This is a genomic window from Undibacterium sp. FT79W, from assembly GCF_014284215.1.
GTDB lineage: Bacteria > Pseudomonadota > Gammaproteobacteria > Burkholderiales > Burkholderiaceae_D > Undibacterium > Undibacterium aquatile.
In genome coordinates, this window is sequence record NZ_JACOGB010000008.1 from 23062 (window position 1) to 38125 (window position 15064).

Consider the following 15064-nt stretch of genomic DNA (forward strand, 5'->3'; position numbering starts at 1 on the left):
TCAGCATGGTTACGAGTAAATTCGAGTTACAACGCAACGCTTTTGGAAAACTCATCCTGACCAGCAGCGATGGTGAGGTATTTGAAGATGTCAGTCCAGTGCGGGCATTTCCGATTCAGTCACCATTGATGAGCATTTCTATGGTTATGGGGGATGGGCGCGAGGTCGCGTGGATAGACCAGTTATCTGATTTGTCCGATAGCACCAGAGCGCTGGTTTTGGCGGAGCTTGAAGGGCGTGAGTTTATGCCTGAAATTCAACAGATTCTGGATGTCTCCAGTTTTGCCTTACCGTGTACGTGGACGGTTCGTACTGACCGCGGTGATACTGCATTTGTGTTGAAAGGCGATGAAGATATTCGTCGTATCGGTAGCACGTCGTTGTTGATTACGGATAACCATGGCATCCAGTTTTTAATTCGCGATATGTTCGGTGTTGATAAACTCAGCCGGAAAATTCTGGATCGCTTTTTGTAATCAGCAAGTCAATACGTAGTTATTCCAAAGCGGGGAAACGATAAGCATATAAATTTGTTTCTCGTTCCTCCCCCGGAAGTACCAGTACTTCTTCTAAAACGAATCCCATTTTTTTGAGCAAACTATTTGATTTGACATTATCTGGCGATGTAATAGCAGCCAGTTTTGTTAAGCCTAAATCCTCCTCAGCGTGTCTCATCGTCGCTCTTGCCGCTTCTATGGCATAGCCTTGTCCGCTATAACGAGGCAAAAATGCGTAGCCGATATCAACATCTTTCAGCGTCTCGCGTTTGATCAGGCCGCAGATGCCTATTGCGACATGTGAATCTTTAAGTGTCACTACATAAAAACTAAAACCACATCTGGACTGGCTTTCGAGAGGTTTCGCCAATATCCAGTCTCTGGCCTGATCGAGGTTGCGTATGCCGCGGTCGCCAATATTTTTGATCCAGCTCGGATCGTTGAGCAATTCCAGCACGAAGGCGGCATCGCTTGTCTCAAATAGTCTGATGACCAGCCTGTCAGTTGAAGTAATGTTCATAAAATAAGTGGAGTAAGTAGTTCTGCGGGGAGATAGCTTTTTTAACGACCCTGAGCCTTAACATTCTTTGACAATACGAACAACAGTTTCTTCTGGAAAATTCTAATCGTTTAAATACTTGAAGAGTAAGATTAATCAAGTTATGTGGCGGATTTATCTGATCCGTTTGCTATCCGAAATATTGTTTCTTGTTTGATCATGAATGGAGTACGTCAGATGAAGTCACTTAAAACCAGACTTATTGTCGTCATTGCCTTGCTTGTGACGTTGTGTACCGCGGTGCTGACCATCGGCAGCTACCTCAGAATGAAGGCGCAAATCGAGAACGATCTGAGTAATGAAATTCGTAGCGTCGCTTCCAGCTACAACGGTGTTCTGAGTAACTGGATTCAGGTCAACACCTCGATGGTCGATAGTTTATCTAAAGGCTTGTCGGAAGGTAACGATTTGCAGGCCAGTTTAAAAATGGTCAGCCGTGGCGGTAATTTTTTAAGTGTATATCTCGGGCAACCCGATAAGACATTTACGAATTTCCCTGCGAATCCCCCTCCGGCTGGCTACGATCCAACGGTGCGTCCATGGTACAAAGCGGCGATGGAGGCAAAAAAACCGATTGTCACATCTGCTTATATGGGAGTTAATCCTCCGGGTTTAATGATTTCATTTGCGGCACCTGTGAATGGCGGCGAGGCTGGTGTCGTTGCAGCAGACGTTTTCCTGACAAAAATTGTTGAGCAGATTTTGACCATTAAACTGGCGGGCGATGGCTATGCGTTTTTACTGGACAAGTCGGGACAGGTTCTGGCACACGCTGACCAGACAAAAGTGTTAAAGCCAGCGAAAGATATTGCCGCCGAATTGAATCTGGATAATTTGAGCAGCCTGTCGAAGAGAACTGACCCAACGCAGGTCGAGATTGCCGGTAAAACGAACTTTTTGTTCTTGCAGCCTATCAGTGGTTCCGATATGTACCTCGCGCTGGTGGTGGATAAGAACAAAGCTCTCGCTTCATTAGATCAGTTGCTGATGATTGCTGCGGGGGTTCTTGCCGTGTTGTTAGGCGTAATGGTGCCACTATCAGCATGGTTGGTTGGTCGCATGATGGCTGGTTTGCAGCGCGTGCGTGATGCAATGTCGGATATCGCCGCCGGTGGTGGTGATCTGAGTCGCAAAATTGAGGTCGAGGGAGAAGACGAGGTTGCGCAAACGGCGGACGCTTTTAACCGCTTTCTTGAGCAATTACGCGTCATGGTGGTTGACGTCCGTAAGGCGACCGAATCCATTACTGTCGGCGCGACCGAAATAGCGACTGGTAACATGGATTTATCCGGGCGTACTGAGCAACAGGCATCTTCACTCGAAGAAACTTCAGCGAGCATGGAGGAATTAACCGCCGCAGTCAAAAATAACGCCGACAATGCGCGGGAAGCTAATCGCATGGCGGTGAATGCATCCGATGTCGCAACGCAAGGGGGCGAAGTTGTCAGCCGTGTCGTCACTACCATGCAGGGAATCTCCGAGAGCTCCCGCAAGATTGTCGATATTATCAGCGTGATTGAAGGGATTGCGTTCCAAACGAATATTCTGGCACTGAATGCAGCGGTGGAAGCCGCTCGTGCGGGAGAACAAGGGCGTGGATTTGCCGTAGTCGCCAGCGAAGTCCGTACGCTTGCCCAACGTAGCGCAGCAGCAGCGCAGGAAATAAAAAGCCTGATTGACGACTCGGTCAGTAAAGTTACCGAAGGCTCAGAACTGGTTGATAAAGCAGGTGAATCGATGATCAGGATAGTCTCTGCTGTTGATCAGGTTGCGGCGATTATCTCTGAAATTACGTCTGCATCCGCCGAGCAAAGCGATGGCATTCAGCAAGTCAATCTGGCTCTGGCAAATATGGATGAAGCGACGCAACAAAATGCGGCACTGGTTGAACAGGCGGCAGCGGCAGCCGGATCTCTTGAGGAGCAGGCAAATTTGTTGAAAACGGCGATGTCCGCGTTTCGTATGGAGCAGAGCCACGCTGCCGTGCGCCCTGCATTAGTGACTAAGGGGGCTGCGTATTCCCGTACCCCAAAGCTGGATTATGACGAATAAACAGTTATCTTAATTAACTAAGGGTGGCAACCACTGGCGCATGATCGGATGGTTGCTCCCATTTACGCGGAATTCTGTCGATGACACATGCAGTGCAGCGCAGAGCCAGCGGTTTTGATAACAAAATATGGTCGATGCGTAAACCTTTGTTCAGTCTGAATCCCAGCGCACGATAGTCCCACCAGCTGTATGATTTTTCCGGCTGATCAAATTGTCTGAAACTATCTGTTAGTCCTAAGTCCAGCAAGGCTAGTAGTGCCGCACGTTCTTCTGGTGAGACCAGATTCATGCCTTCCCACGCTGCCGGGTCATGTACATCACGATCTTCCGGGGCGATATTGTAATCACCGAGCAAAGCGAGTTCAGGATAACGTTGTAATTCTTCGCCCACCCAGTTTTTCAGTGACTCCAGCCATTTCAGTTTGTACTGAAATTTATCCGAATCCAGCGCCTGACCATTCGGCACATAGGCGCAGATAATTCGCATGCCCTGTATCGTCGCTGCAATGATTCTTTGCTGCTCATCTTCAAACTGAGGATTGTTTTTCTGTATATCCGACATAGGATGTCTGGATAAAATTGCCACGCCGTTATACGTCTTTTGCCCTGTATAGGCAACGTGATAACCGGCGGCTTCAATTTCTGCCTGCGGAAACTTATCGTCTGTCAGTTTGGTTTCCTGTATGCACAGCACATCGACAGGATTGGTCTCCAGCCATTGCAAGACTTGAGGTAATCTGACTTTCAGGGAATTCACATTCCAGGTAGTTAGTTTCATGGCACTTTATATAAATAAAAAAGAAAGCCGTACTCTGGATTGGATTCAGAGCACGGCCTGTCCGTATTTCAAGCGGAACGCAAACAGTGAGTGATTATCTCATCAGGCTGCGCGATTGATCAGGAACGTTGTGAGTAAAGGCACAGGACGTCCGGTAGAACCTTTTGCCGCGCCAGATTTCCAAGCCGTACCAGCGATGTCCAGATGCGCCCAGGTATATTTACGGGTGAAGCGCTCCAGGAAGCAGGCTGCTGTAATGCTGCCACCAGCCGGGCCACCGATATTGGCCATATCGGCAAAATTTGATTTCAGTTGCTCGTTATACGCCTCTTCAATCGGCATACGCCACGCGGTATCTCCGGTCTGCTTACCGGCTGCCAGCAATTCTGCTGCCAGCTTGTCATGCGCATCATCGTGACGTGTGAATAAGCCTGAATTATGGTGACCAAGTGCAGTAACACAGGCACCAGTCAGTGTGGCGACGTCAATTACCGCCGCTGGTTTGAAACGCTCAGCATAAGTCAGCGCATCACATAAAATCAGACGGCCTTCGGCATCGGTATTCAGGATTTCAATCGTCTGACCAGACATGGACGTGACGATATCACCAGGACGGGTGGCACTACCGGAAGGCATGTTTTCACAGGTCGGGATAATCGCGATCACATTCAGTTTCAGGTTCATCTCACCAATGGCGCGCATCGTGCCGAGTACGGACGCAGAACCGCCCATATCGTATTTCATTTCATCCATGCCAGCGCCGGGTTTCAGGGAAATACCACCAGAATCAAACGTGATGCCTTTACCGACCAGCACAACCGGTGCGTCTTTGACTTTGCCGCCATTGTGTTTCAGTACTATAAATTTAGGTGGCTCGACCGTGCCGTTGGTGACCGACAGGAAGCTACCCATTTTGAGCGCCTGAATCTGTTTGCGATCCAGAATCTCAGCGACCATTTTATAATCGGTCGCAATTTTTCTGGCTGTCGTCGCCAGATAGGTCGGTGTGCAGATGTTCGGTGGAAGATTGCCCAGTTCTTTGGTCAGATCCATGCCGTTTGCCATTGCTTCGCTTTGTGATAATGCAGTTTTGGCTGCTGTAGCTTGTGTGGCATTGACGGCAATCGCGATTTTTTTGACGCCAGTAGTCGCCGTGTCTTTTTTGCTTTTCAATCCATCAGTACGGAAAGTGCTTTCGCGGAAAGCCAGAACGGTTGTGCGCACAGACCATGAAATATCACGATCTTTTACTTCCGGCAGCGCAATAACGACATCATTTGCACCAAGGTTTGCTAAACTGCGAGCCGCAGCTTGCGCCGCTTGCTGAAACGCTTTTTCTGAAACAGTATCGGCTGCTTCACCGAGACCAACAAGTAACACCCGTTCCGCTGCCGTTTCTGCAACGTTGCGGAGCAATAATGAGGAACCCGGTTTGCCGCTGATATCACCGGATTTCAATGCTGCAGCGATGACGCCTTGCTTGTCCAGATTTGCAGCTGCGGCAGACAGTTTTTTATTTTCGAATACGCCGACGACGATACAGGCAGTCTTCACCGCCTTGTAGGCAGTTGAGGCACTTTTTGCGTCGATTGTTTTTATGCTAAAGTCCACTTATTACTCCTCTTGGTAAGTCTCGTAAAACAGGCATTATAATCCCTCCCATGATTTTTCAACGCTCGCTCAGACGCGAATTACTCAGTGCCGCAGGCGCCGTCTTTGCAACACTCTTCGTCATCACGATTACGGTGATGCTCATCAAAATACTCGGACAAGCAGCCGGTGGAAAAGTTGCATCTGGTGATGTACTCGCCCTGATCGCCTTCACGTCGCTGATGAATATGCCGATTCTGTTGATCCTGACAGGGTTTATCTCGGTGCTGTTGGTAGTGACAAGGGCATATCAGGATTCTGAAATGGTGGTCTGGTTTGCCTCAGGACTGAGTTTGCGCCAATGGATAGGCCCCGTCTTACGTTTTGGTATGCCGTGGATAGTATTGACAGGCTTGCTCAGTTTTATCGTGACGCCATGGGCGAACCAGCAAAGTGTGGAGTTTCGTGAGCGTTATGATAAACGCTCGGACATTGCCAAAGTCTCGCCCGGTAAGTTTCAGGAATCCTCGTCTTCGGATCGTGTGTTTTTCGTCGAAGAAGTCGCAGGTGATCTGAGTAAGGTGCAAAATATTTTTATCAATACCGTCCGCGATGGAAAATCGAGTGTGGTTGTCGCCAAAGAAGGCATGATAGAGATCGATAAATATGGCGATAAATTTCTGGTGATGAGTAAGGGACGCCGTTACGATGGTTTGCCTACAGCACCTGATTTTCAGATGATGCAGTTCGAAAAATATGGCGTCCTTGTTTCCAGTCAGAACGGCACTATTGTCGGTGATCAGTCTGCAAAATCGATGCCGCTGACCATCTTGCTTGACAAGCCGGATGCGAATAAAAAAGCAGAATTTTTATGGCGGATTTCATTGCCGCTGATGTGTATGGCCTTGATGTTATTAGCGATTCCTCTGGGGTATGTGAATCCTCGTGTGGGGCGCTCAGCAAATTTAATTGTTGCCTTGTTGGTGGTGATTATTTATCTGAACGTCGTCAATATTTTTCAGGCGATGGTGTCGCAGGGGCGTATCGAATTTTCTATTGCTTGGTGGCCCGTGCATCTGATTGCGATCATGATGACATTTGTGTTGTTCTTCTGGCGTATCGAGGTCAATCATAGCTGGCATCCTCTGGTGTTGTGGTCCAGAGGTAAAGCTTGTTTACGTAGCAAAGAGAAAGAAAGCGTCGCATGAGAATCCTGCAAAAATATTTCTCGGTAGAGATCGTGCGTGCCGTGTTGTTTGTGATGGTTGCCTTGCTTGCCTTGTTTTCCTTTTTTGATCTGATGAGTGAATTGCCATCAGTGAATAAAGGTGGATATCGTTTGCAACACGCACTTTTGTATGTGACTCTTGGTATGCCCGGGTACATCTATGAATTTATGCCGATTGCAGTTTTGATCGGAACAATTTATGTACTGGCGCAGTTTGCATCGAATTCTGAATTCACCATCATGCGTGCAGCGAGTATGTCAACGGTGATGGCAGGAACGATATTAATCAAAATTGGCCTGGTATTCGTTGCGCTGACCTTTTTGTTTGGCGAGGTGATCGCACCTTATTCGACCAAGCTAGCTGAGCGCATCAAACTGACGGCCATCGGTGCTTCAGAAACGCAGCAATTCAGAACTGGCCTGTGGACCAAGGATCTGATTCGTGAAAATGGTCTGAGCGGTGAAGTGATCGGCTCGCGCTTTCTGAATGTCCGAGAAATTCTGCCTAATCGCCAATTGAAAGACGTGAAGATGTTTGAGTTTGATAAAAACTTTCATCTTGCCCGTGAAGTTACTGCTAAAAGTGCGGAGTATCAGGGCAGGAACGTCTGGCGCTTGTCTGACGTGATCGAGACTTCATTTCCCAGAACTTTATCTGCCGAAGATATTGCCAACGTTAAGAGTCAGGCATTAAGTAGTCGCGACGTTGTTTCTGAGGTGACACCTGACATACTTTCTGTCTTGTTTGCCGATCCTGATCGTATGTCGGCGGTCGATCTGGCTGCATATACGCAGCACTTGAACGACAATAAGCAAGATAGTGAACGCTACGAAATTGCGTTCTGGAAGAAAGTGACCTATCCGTTTGCAACACTGGTGATGATGGCCTTGGCGCTGCCATTTGCGTATCTGCATGTACGCAGCGGTGGGATCAGCCTGAAGATTTTCAGTGGCATCATGATAGGCATGGTGTTTTACCTGATTAACAGCTTATTTTCACATATCGGTTTATTGAATACTTGGCCTGCGGCCGTGACTGCGCTGGTGCCGAGTATTTTATTTTTAGGGTTGGCGCTGGCAGGCTTGCGCTATGTTGAAAGAAACTGATGAGTAAAACGTCGGCATTGGTACTATTCGCGCATGGCGCCCGCGATCCACGCTGGGCTGGTCCGTTTCAGCGCTTACAAAAAATGACCCAGGAAGCCTCTCCGGATATTAGTGTGGAGCTGGCTTTTTTAGAATTCATGTCACCAGCTTTACCTGAACTTGTGCGCCGCCTCACACAAGAAGGGATCCGCAATATCACGGTCACACCGATTTTTCTGGGGCAGGGCGGTCACGTCTTACGCGATTTGCCTGTATTGCTGGATCAGTTACGCGGCGAATATCCTGCACTTGAATTGAGGTTGGCAACAGCAGTCGGTGAGGATGAAACCGTGCTGAATGCGATCCGCGATTATTGCCTCAGGCAACTATAAGCAACACGGCTGGCGTTGCCGGCATATCGCGGTTAGCGACTTTATTGCAGAGGTTTCCGGGGACGCATGGCTTCTCCCATCATGACCAGCACAGGGCCACTGCAGGCCGGCAATCCAAGGGCTAACTCACCAAGGTTTAGTGACAGTTGACGCTCATTTTCCCGGCTGCAGTTTTCAACGATGACGACAGGTAAACTGGCTGGGAAATTTGCATCCAGCATACGCTGTGCGGTCAGCATCGCCTCGCGGCCGCCCATATACTGAACCAAGGTGTCGCATTCGGGAATGCGGGTATCTGCCGTTTCTCCCGGTGCCGTGCTTGAGGTGAATAAGGCGACACTGCGTGCAACTCCACGTTTGGTCAGCGGTTGCCGGACGCTGGCTGCAGCGGCTAACGCTGTTGTTATTCCCGGAACAATGTCGTATGAAATTCCTGCTGATTCTAATGCCGTCAGCTCTTCATCCGCACGTCCAAACAGCATAGGATCACCACCTTTCAGGCGTACAACCAGCGCGTATTTACTGGCACACTCAACCAGTTGTTGATTGATGTGTTCCTGTGCAGCTGAACGCTGACCACTGCGTTTGCCAACGGGGATTTTGACTGCTTGCTGGCATAGTTCCAGCATTTCACTGGTGACTAAAGCGTCATACAGTACGACATCTGCGCTCGCCAGCAGGCGTGCACCGCGAACCGTGATCAGGTCAGCGGCACCCGGTCCCGCACCAATCAGATAGACCTTACCGTATGGCGCAGTCATAGCGTCAAGCTTCCAGACGAATCATGCCTGCCGCAACTGTCTGGTGCGTTACTTCATCAATCAGAATGAAGGCGCCAGTCGAACGTGAATCATCATAGGCATCGGCAGCCAACGCTTGCTGAACATTGATGGAGACCGTCGCAATATCGTTCAGTTTCAGACTGTCAGCCGGTTGGCGTTGCTGTGTATTGATGTCGAGCAGCGTATCGACTGCAGTCACTCTGGCAGAAACTTGCCGGGTTGTATGTTTCAGCCAGTATTTGCGACGAACATCCAGTGCATCTTCTGACAGCCAGCATAAATCTGCTTTAACTGTTTTTAATAGCGTCGCCGGGCGATCCGCGCTGGCCAGCATGTCGCCGCGGGAAATATCCAGATATTCATTCAACAGTATCGTCACCGACTGGCCCACAACTGCGGTATCCAGTGAGCCATCCAGCGTCAGTATGTCTTTGACTGTGCCAGTCTGGCCGCCAGGCTGAACGATCAGTGTATCGCCTTTGCTGACTTTACCTGCTTCTATGCGACCCATATAACCGCGGAAGTCGTTTGCTTCATGGCCGTTGTGACGTGCTACCAGTTGCACTGGAAAACGGAACGGTTCATCGTGGCTGGCATCGTAGACGCTGAGTGATTCCAGCAGGTCAATCAGTGTTGGCCCCTGATACCAGGGCATTTTATCGGTCGCTGTTACTACGTTATCACCTGCCAGTGCGGACAAAGGCACTGCATGAATATCGGTCAGCCCTAACTGTGTTGCGAATTTCTTGTATTCGGCGACGATGCGGTCATAGACGCTCTGATCATAGTTGACCAGATCCATTTTATTGACCGCAACGATCACATGTTCAATCTTGAGTAAATGGGCGATCGTTGAATGGCGTTTGGTTTGCACCAGCAGATCAACGCTGCCATCCGCATTCAGCTTCACTTTCGAGACATCGACCAGAATAATGACGGCATCTGCCGTCGATGCACCTGTCACCATGTTACGTGTGTATTGCTCGTGACCCGGTGTGTCCGCGATGATGAATTTACGTTTAGGGGTTGCGAAATAACGGTAGGCGACATCAATCGTAATGCCTTGTTCGCGTTCTGCTTCCAAGCCATCCGTCAGCAAAGAAAGGTCTATCGTGTCTCCCACTGTGCGCTTATGTTTGGCGCGGGAAATTGCATCGAGCTGATCTGCAAAAATCCCTTTGCTGTCAAACAGCAGGCGACCGATTAAAGTACTTTTACCGTCATCAACTGAACCTGCCGTGATGAAACGTAACAAGCCGCGTTCTTTATTGACATTGGCGTTTATTTGTTCAACGGCACTCATTAGAAATATCCTTCTTTTTTACGTTTTTCCATCGATGCTTCTGATGTCTGGTCATCCATGCGGGTTGCGCCGCGTTCGGTAATTTGTGTGATCGCGGTTTCCGCAATAATTGCTTCGACTGTCGCGGCATCGGACGAGACCGGGCAGGTGCAGGAAATATCGCCGACGGTACGGAAACGCACGATCTGTGTTTCTACGGTTTCACCTTCACGCGGCGGCGTCAGATCGGTCAGCGGCACCAGCAAGCCATTGCGCGGGATGACCTGGCGTTCGTGGGCGAAATATATTTGCGGCAGTTCGAGTTTTTCACGTGCGATGTATTGCCAGACGTCGAGCTCGGTCCAGTTTGAAATCGGGAAGACGCGCATGTTTTCGCCCGGATGTACGCGGGTGTTATACAAATCCCATAATTCAGGGCGCTGCGCTTTCGGATTCCATTGACCGAATTCGTCACGGAAAGAAAAAATACGTTCTTTCGCACGCGCTTTTTCTTCATCGCGGCGTGCGCCACCAATGCAGGCGTCGAATTTATGTTCAGCGATCGTTTCCAGCAGTGTTACTGCCTGTGCCGCGTTGCGTGAATCAGTTGCCGGATTGCGCAAACGCACGGTGCCGCGCTTGATGGATTCTTCGACCGAACCAACGATCAACCGCTCGCCGAGTTCAGCGACGCGTTTGTCGCGAAAGGCGATCACTTCAGGAAAGTTATGGCCAGTATCGATATGCACCAGCGGAAACGGAAATTTGCCCGGGCGGAATGCTTTTTCCGCCAGACGCAGTAAGACGATGGAGTCTTTGCCACCTGAAAATAAAAGCGCAGGGTTACTGCATTCAGCAGCGACTTCGCGCATGATGTGGATGGCTTCAGATTCCAGCCAGTCCAGATGACGATTACTCGCAGCATCAATAAAATGGTGTTCGACGACAGTATTCATGATCACTTCTCGTTTCTTTGTAAACTCAGGGTCTGCAGTTTTAGCCCGCGTGCTCGTTTGCTTGTTTAGCTTGCCGATTTTATGCGGATCAGTTTGCCATCAACGACATGCAAACCACATTCTTTTGATTCAGGATTTTCCCACCACCAGCGACCTGCGCGCACATCTTCACCCGTCTGTATTGCACGTGTGCAAGGCTCGCACCCGATCGAAGGATAACCTTTGTCATGCAAAGGATTGTACGGCACCTGATTGCTGCGGATATAGTGCCAGACGTCTTCTTCAGACCAGTCTGCCAGCGGGTTGAATTTTTGCATGCCATGTGCGATGTCATCTTCCTGTACCGCGAGTTCGGTACGGGTGGCTGCCTGCGCACGGCGTTGTCCGGTTACCCAGGCTTTGTTTCCTGCAAGCGCACGATTCAGCGGTTCGACTTTACGAATACGGCAGCATTCTTTGCGCATTTCCACGCTGTCATAAAATGCATTCAAGCCGTGTTGCTGGACATAAGCGTCAACGGCTGCGGCCTCCGGCTTGAATAGCGTGATCGCAGTACCGTAAGTATTTTTAACCGTATCCAGCATCCCCAGTGTTTCTGCGTGCAGGCGACCGGTTTCCAGAGAAAATATACCGATGTTGAGATTATTGCGCAAAATGAGATCGGTCAGCACCATGTCTTCTGCTGCCAGGCTCGATGCGAAAACTGCCGGCGTAAATTCTGCCGCAATTTCTTCCAGCGTTGCTTTGGTTGCGGCCAGACGTGCGTCAAAATCACTCATTTGGCAACTCCGGTACGTTCAGCACGGCGGAACAAGGGATTTTTCTCATCCCATGAAGTCTGATATTTTTCAGAGAAATCGGTCAGCCCTTTGATCGCGTCATGGATATTTTTGTCGGCACGTACGGCAAAGGCATTGAAGCCCACGCGCTGCATGTAGAACAACTGGTCCCGCAGCACATCGCCGATGGCGCGCAATTCACCGTTAAAGCCAAAGCGTGAACGCAGGTTATAAGCGATGGAATAACCGCGCCCGTCAGAGAATTTAGGGAAATCCACCGCGAGCAGGCTGAAGCGGGCAATGTCGCCCTCTAAATCTTTTGCCTGTTCGTCGCTGGAAAACCATACCCCAATATCTGCGCGCTTTTCGAGCACGTTTCGTTGTAACAGCCAGACTTTGAGCGGTACTATGACTTTACCTGCAGGTACATCGACTGCATCCGGTGTCTCATTTTCTGCCAGCCGCAATACTGTCCAGTCATCCTGAACGATGGCTTTGTCTTTGATAATTTCTTGCATCATCTACTTTCTTCTATCGCAGTTTAATAAGCCACCGGCGAACCAGCGTCTTCACCATAGTGTTCGGTTGTTTTGATCGGTGTCGCATACACAAAGTCTTTGAATGGCGTGATGCCCAGACGTTGCGCAGTGTCGATAAATCGCTCGTTATCAACGCGGTCACGGATATACACCTGAATGATGCGATCGATTACTTCCGGCATTTGCCCGGCAGAGAACGAAGGCCCGATGATTTTACCGATTGCCGCATTATTGCCTTGCGCACCACCTATGGATACCTGATACCACTCGCTACCGTCTTTATCGACGCCGAGGATACCGATATTACCGACATGGTGATGGCCGCAGGCGTTGATGCAACCCGACATATTCAATTCAAGATCACCAATATCATGCAGGTAATCCAGATCGTTGAAACGATCGGTAATATCAAGCGCAATCGGAATCGACTTCGCATTTGCCAGCGCGCAGAAATCGCCGCCCGGACAGCAGATCATATCGGTCAGCAGACCAATATTCGGTGTTGCCAGACCATGCGCTTTCGCCTCTTGCCACAGATCAAACAGCGCTGATTGCTGCACGTCTGCCAGCACCAGATTTTGCTCATGCGTGACGCGCAGTTCGCCAAAGCTGTAACGATCAGCCAGATCTGCCACAAAGTCCATCTGATCCGCCGTCGCATCGCCGGGCGGAACGCCGGGCTTTTTCAGTGACAGCACAACGCTCGCGTAACCGGCGACTTTATGCGGTTTTACATTACGGTTGACCCAGTTAGCGAAGGCCTTGTTATCTGCCTGATGTTGTTCGTAAGCTGCATCGCTTGCCGGCAGGCTGGAGTAGGCAGGCGCAGTGAAATAAGAGGATACACGGCGGAACTCCGCCTCGGTCAGCGTCGCCGGACCATCTTTGATTTGCGCCCATTCTTCTTCCACTTGCTGTGCAAAGACATCGGCGCCTATCGCTTTCACCAGTATCTTGATGCGTGCTTTGTATTTGTTGTCACGGCGACCGTATTGATTGTAAATACGCAGTATCGCTTCCAGATACGTCATCACATGCTGCCACGGCAGGAAATCACGGATCACGGTGCCGAGGATAGGCGTACGGCCCATGCCGCCGCCGACCATGACTTTAAAGCCGATTTCACCGACACCGTTCTGTACCACTGTCAGGCCGATGTCATGCACCGCAATCGCTGCACGATCTTCTTTGGCACCATTAATCGCAATTTTGAATTTACGCGGCAGGTAAGCAAATTCCGGATGGAACGTCGTCCATTGACGCAGAATTTCTGCATACGGGCGCGGATCAATCAGCTCATCCGCAGCCACACCGGAAAACTCGTCAGACGTGATATTGCGCATGCAGTTACCGGAAGTTTGAATTGCGTGCATTTCCACGGTCGCTAATTCTTCCAGAATAGCTGGCGAGTCTTCCAGATTAATCCAGTTGAACTGAATGTTCTGACGTGTCGTGAAGTGGCCATAACCACGATCATATTTACGTGCGATAAACGCAAACTTGCGCAGCTGATCTGAAGACAGCATGCCATACGGAACCGCAATACGCAGCATGTACGCATGGCGCTGATGGTATAGGCCATTTTGTAAACGTAAAGGCAGGAACTCTTCTTCTGTCAATTCGTTGGCGAGACGGCGACGTACCTGATCGCGATATTGCGCAATACGTTCTTTGATGATTTGGTGATCGTGTTGGTCGTAACGATACATCTTTATTATCCTTAAAATACGCTTTGGATCGCGCTGTCTGAATGATTGATTACAGTATGAGTTTGGCGGCAACCAGTGTCAGCGTTGTCGCGAGTATGCCACGTAACAATTTTTCCGGCACCGCCCGCGCTGCGAGCGAGCCTATGGTGATGCCTGGGAGGGAGCCTATCAGCAATGCTCCCAGCAATGCCCAGTCTATCGATCCCAGCCACCAGTGTCCGAACGCAGCAATTGCGGTCAGTGGTACGGCATAGGCGATATCTGTACCGGCAATATGTGCTGACGACATTCGCGGATACAGCATGACCAACAAGGTTGCGCCGATGGCGCCTGCACCGATGGAAGAAATGGTGACCAGCGTGCCGAGCAGCGCACCGGAAAAGATGGTGGCGACATCCAGTTTGCGCCCATGTAATTGTTTTTCCGGATGCGCATTCAGCCACGCCAGCATCTTACTTTTGAATAGCAAAGCGATCACAGTCAATAATACTGAGCCGGCGATAGAGTAACGGATGACCTGGCCAATTTCTTTGTTCAGTCCGCCAAAATACTTGAGGCCGAAGGTAGCCAGGATCGCTGCAGGCAAGGCACCTAAGCACAGCAGGCGCACAACGCGCCATTCCACGGTGCCGCGCAAGCGGTGGGTAAATGTGCCGGTGGCCTTGGTAATTGAGGCAAATGCCAGGTCGGTGCCCACAGCAACGGTAGGGGAGACGCCGAACAACAGGGTCAGCAGAGGCGTCATTAACGAGCCGCCACCGACTCCTGTCAGTCCGACGAGTGTGCCAACTGCAAAACCGGAAAATATATAAGTTAAATTCATGTCGCCCCACAT

General features: G+C 50.0%; 15 protein-coding genes. 5 read left to right on the forward strand and 10 right to left on the reverse strand.

Features of this window, described 5'->3' with window-relative positions; all coding sequences use genetic code 11:
* Positions 1 to 5: 5 nt before the first annotated feature.
* Positions 6 to 476, forward strand: coding sequence for a DUF1854 domain-containing protein (locus H8K38_RS14990; protein ID WP_186885658.1), 471 nt, complete (start codon positions 6 to 8; stop codon positions 474 to 476).
* Between the two features lie 19 nt (positions 477 to 495).
* Here the strand turns inward: H8K38_RS14990 and H8K38_RS14995 are convergent, their stop codons facing one another.
* The gene (locus H8K38_RS14995) at positions 496 to 1017 is read right to left on the reverse strand and encodes a GNAT family N-acetyltransferase (protein ID WP_186885659.1); all 522 of its coding nucleotides are present in this window, start codon (positions 1015 to 1017) and stop codon (positions 496 to 498) included.
* Between the two features lie 216 nt (positions 1018 to 1233).
* On the opposite strand from H8K38_RS14995, the gene H8K38_RS18650 reads away from it, so the two are divergent.
* The gene (locus H8K38_RS18650; RefSeq protein WP_186885660.1) at positions 1234 to 3108 is read left to right on the forward strand and encodes a methyl-accepting chemotaxis protein; all 1875 of its coding nucleotides are present in this window, start codon (positions 1234 to 1236) and stop codon (positions 3106 to 3108) included.
* Between the two features lie 13 nt (positions 3109 to 3121).
* Here the strand turns inward: H8K38_RS18650 and xth are convergent, their stop codons facing one another.
* Entirely contained in the window at positions 3122 to 3886 is a 765-nt protein-coding gene (xth, locus tag H8K38_RS15005) for an exodeoxyribonuclease III (protein ID WP_186885661.1), read from the reverse strand.
* A 102-nt stretch (positions 3887 to 3988) separates the two neighbouring features.
* Positions 3989 to 5497 carry a leucyl aminopeptidase gene (locus H8K38_RS15010; protein ID WP_186885662.1) on the reverse strand — a complete coding sequence of 503 codons (1509 nt, stop codon included), beginning with the start codon at positions 5495 to 5497 and terminating at the stop codon, positions 3989 to 3991.
* Positions 5498 to 5547: 50 nt separating this feature from the next.
* Between H8K38_RS15010 and lptF the strand changes: the two genes are divergently transcribed.
* From lptF to H8K38_RS15025, 3 genes are read left to right on the forward strand one after another with little or no spacing between them, the layout of a single operon-like run.
* Entirely contained in the window at positions 5548 to 6684 is a 1137-nt protein-coding gene (lptF, locus tag H8K38_RS15015; protein WP_186885663.1) for an LPS export ABC transporter permease LptF, read from the forward strand.
* A complete protein-coding gene (lptG, locus tag H8K38_RS15020; RefSeq protein ID WP_186885664.1) occupies positions 6681 to 7811 on the forward strand; it encodes an LPS export ABC transporter permease LptG in 1131 nt (376 codons plus the stop codon). The genes lptF and lptG overlap by 4 nt, the downstream gene beginning before the upstream one ends.
* Positions 7811 to 8182 (forward strand): sirohydrochlorin chelatase, encoded by a 372-nt coding sequence (locus H8K38_RS15025; RefSeq protein WP_186885665.1) that lies wholly within the window; start codon positions 7811 to 7813, stop codon positions 8180 to 8182. Before lptG ends, H8K38_RS15025 begins: the two co-directional genes overlap by 1 nt.
* Before the next feature lie 41 nt (positions 8183 to 8223).
* On the opposite strand, the gene cobA is transcribed toward H8K38_RS15025, so the two are convergent.
* The 7 genes from cobA to H8K38_RS15060 form a co-directional block, all read right to left on the reverse strand.
* Positions 8224 to 8943, reverse strand: coding sequence for a uroporphyrinogen-III C-methyltransferase (cobA, locus tag H8K38_RS15030; protein WP_186885666.1), 720 nt, complete (start codon positions 8941 to 8943; stop codon positions 8224 to 8226).
* A 4-nt stretch (positions 8944 to 8947) separates the two neighbouring features.
* On the reverse strand, positions 8948 to 10267 hold the full coding sequence (locus H8K38_RS15035) for a sulfate adenylyltransferase subunit 1 (protein WP_186885667.1): 1320 nt from the start codon (positions 10265 to 10267) through the stop codon (positions 8948 to 8950).
* Positions 10267 to 11202 (reverse strand): sulfate adenylyltransferase subunit CysD, encoded by a 936-nt coding sequence (cysD, locus tag H8K38_RS15040; protein WP_186885668.1) that lies wholly within the window; start codon positions 11200 to 11202, stop codon positions 10267 to 10269. Before cysD ends, H8K38_RS15035 begins: the two co-directional genes overlap by 1 nt.
* Positions 11203 to 11267: 65 nt before the next feature.
* The gene (locus H8K38_RS15045; protein ID WP_186885669.1) at positions 11268 to 11981 is read right to left on the reverse strand and encodes a phosphoadenylyl-sulfate reductase; all 714 of its coding nucleotides are present in this window, start codon (positions 11979 to 11981) and stop codon (positions 11268 to 11270) included.
* Positions 11978 to 12499 carry a DUF934 domain-containing protein gene (locus H8K38_RS15050; RefSeq protein ID WP_186885877.1) on the reverse strand — a complete coding sequence of 174 codons (522 nt, stop codon included), beginning with the start codon at positions 12497 to 12499 and terminating at the stop codon, positions 11978 to 11980. The genes H8K38_RS15045 and H8K38_RS15050 overlap by 4 nt, the downstream gene beginning before the upstream one ends.
* Before the next feature lie 23 nt (positions 12500 to 12522).
* A complete protein-coding gene (locus tag H8K38_RS15055; protein ID WP_186885670.1) occupies positions 12523 to 14229 on the reverse strand; it encodes a nitrite/sulfite reductase in 1707 nt (568 codons plus the stop codon).
* Positions 14230 to 14278: 49 nt separating this feature from the next.
* On the reverse strand, positions 14279 to 15052 hold the full coding sequence (locus tag H8K38_RS15060; RefSeq protein WP_186885671.1) for a sulfite exporter TauE/SafE family protein: 774 nt from the start codon (positions 15050 to 15052) through the stop codon (positions 14279 to 14281).
* Positions 15053 to 15064 lie beyond the last annotated feature (12 nt).

Bases quoted from the DNA above. Each gene is read 5' to 3' on its own strand.
- H8K38_RS15050 (WP_186885877.1), bottom strand. From the start codon at position 12,499: ATGCAAGAAATTATCAAAGACAAAGCCATCGTTCAGGATGACTGGACA.
- xth (WP_186885661.1), bottom strand. From the start codon at position 3,886: ATGAAACTAACTACCTGGAATGTGAATTCCCTGAAAGTCAGATTACCT.
- H8K38_RS15055 (WP_186885670.1), bottom strand. From the start codon at position 14,229: ATGTATCGTTACGACCAACACGATCACCAAATCATCAAAGAACGTATT.
- lptF (WP_186885663.1), top strand. From the start codon at position 5,548: ATGATTTTTCAACGCTCGCTCAGACGCGAATTACTCAGTGCCGCAGGC.
- H8K38_RS18650 (WP_186885660.1), top strand. From the start codon at position 1,234: ATGAAGTCACTTAAAACCAGACTTATTGTCGTCATTGCCTTGCTTGTG.
- cysD (WP_186885668.1), bottom strand. From the start codon at position 11,202: ATGAATACTGTCGTCGAACACCATTTTATTGATGCTGCGAGTAATCGT.
- H8K38_RS14995 (WP_186885659.1), bottom strand. From the start codon at position 1,017: ATGAACATTACTTCAACTGACAGGCTGGTCATCAGACTATTTGAGACA.
- H8K38_RS15045 (WP_186885669.1), bottom strand. From the start codon at position 11,981: ATGAGTGATTTTGACGCACGTCTGGCCGCAACCAAAGCAACGCTGGAA.
- H8K38_RS15060 (WP_186885671.1), bottom strand. From the start codon at position 15,052: ATGAATTTAACTTATATATTTTCCGGTTTTGCAGTTGGCACACTCGTC.
- cobA (WP_186885666.1), bottom strand. From the start codon at position 8,943: ATGACTGCGCCATACGGTAAGGTCTATCTGATTGGTGCGGGACCGGGT.
- H8K38_RS15025 (WP_186885665.1), top strand. From the start codon at position 7,811: ATGAGTAAAACGTCGGCATTGGTACTATTCGCGCATGGCGCCCGCGAT.
- lptG (WP_186885664.1), top strand. From the start codon at position 6,681: ATGAGAATCCTGCAAAAATATTTCTCGGTAGAGATCGTGCGTGCCGTG.
- H8K38_RS14990 (WP_186885658.1), top strand. From the start codon at position 6: ATGGTTACGAGTAAATTCGAGTTACAACGCAACGCTTTTGGAAAACTC.
- H8K38_RS15035 (WP_186885667.1), bottom strand. From the start codon at position 10,267: ATGAGTGCCGTTGAACAAATAAACGCCAATGTCAATAAAGAACGCGGC.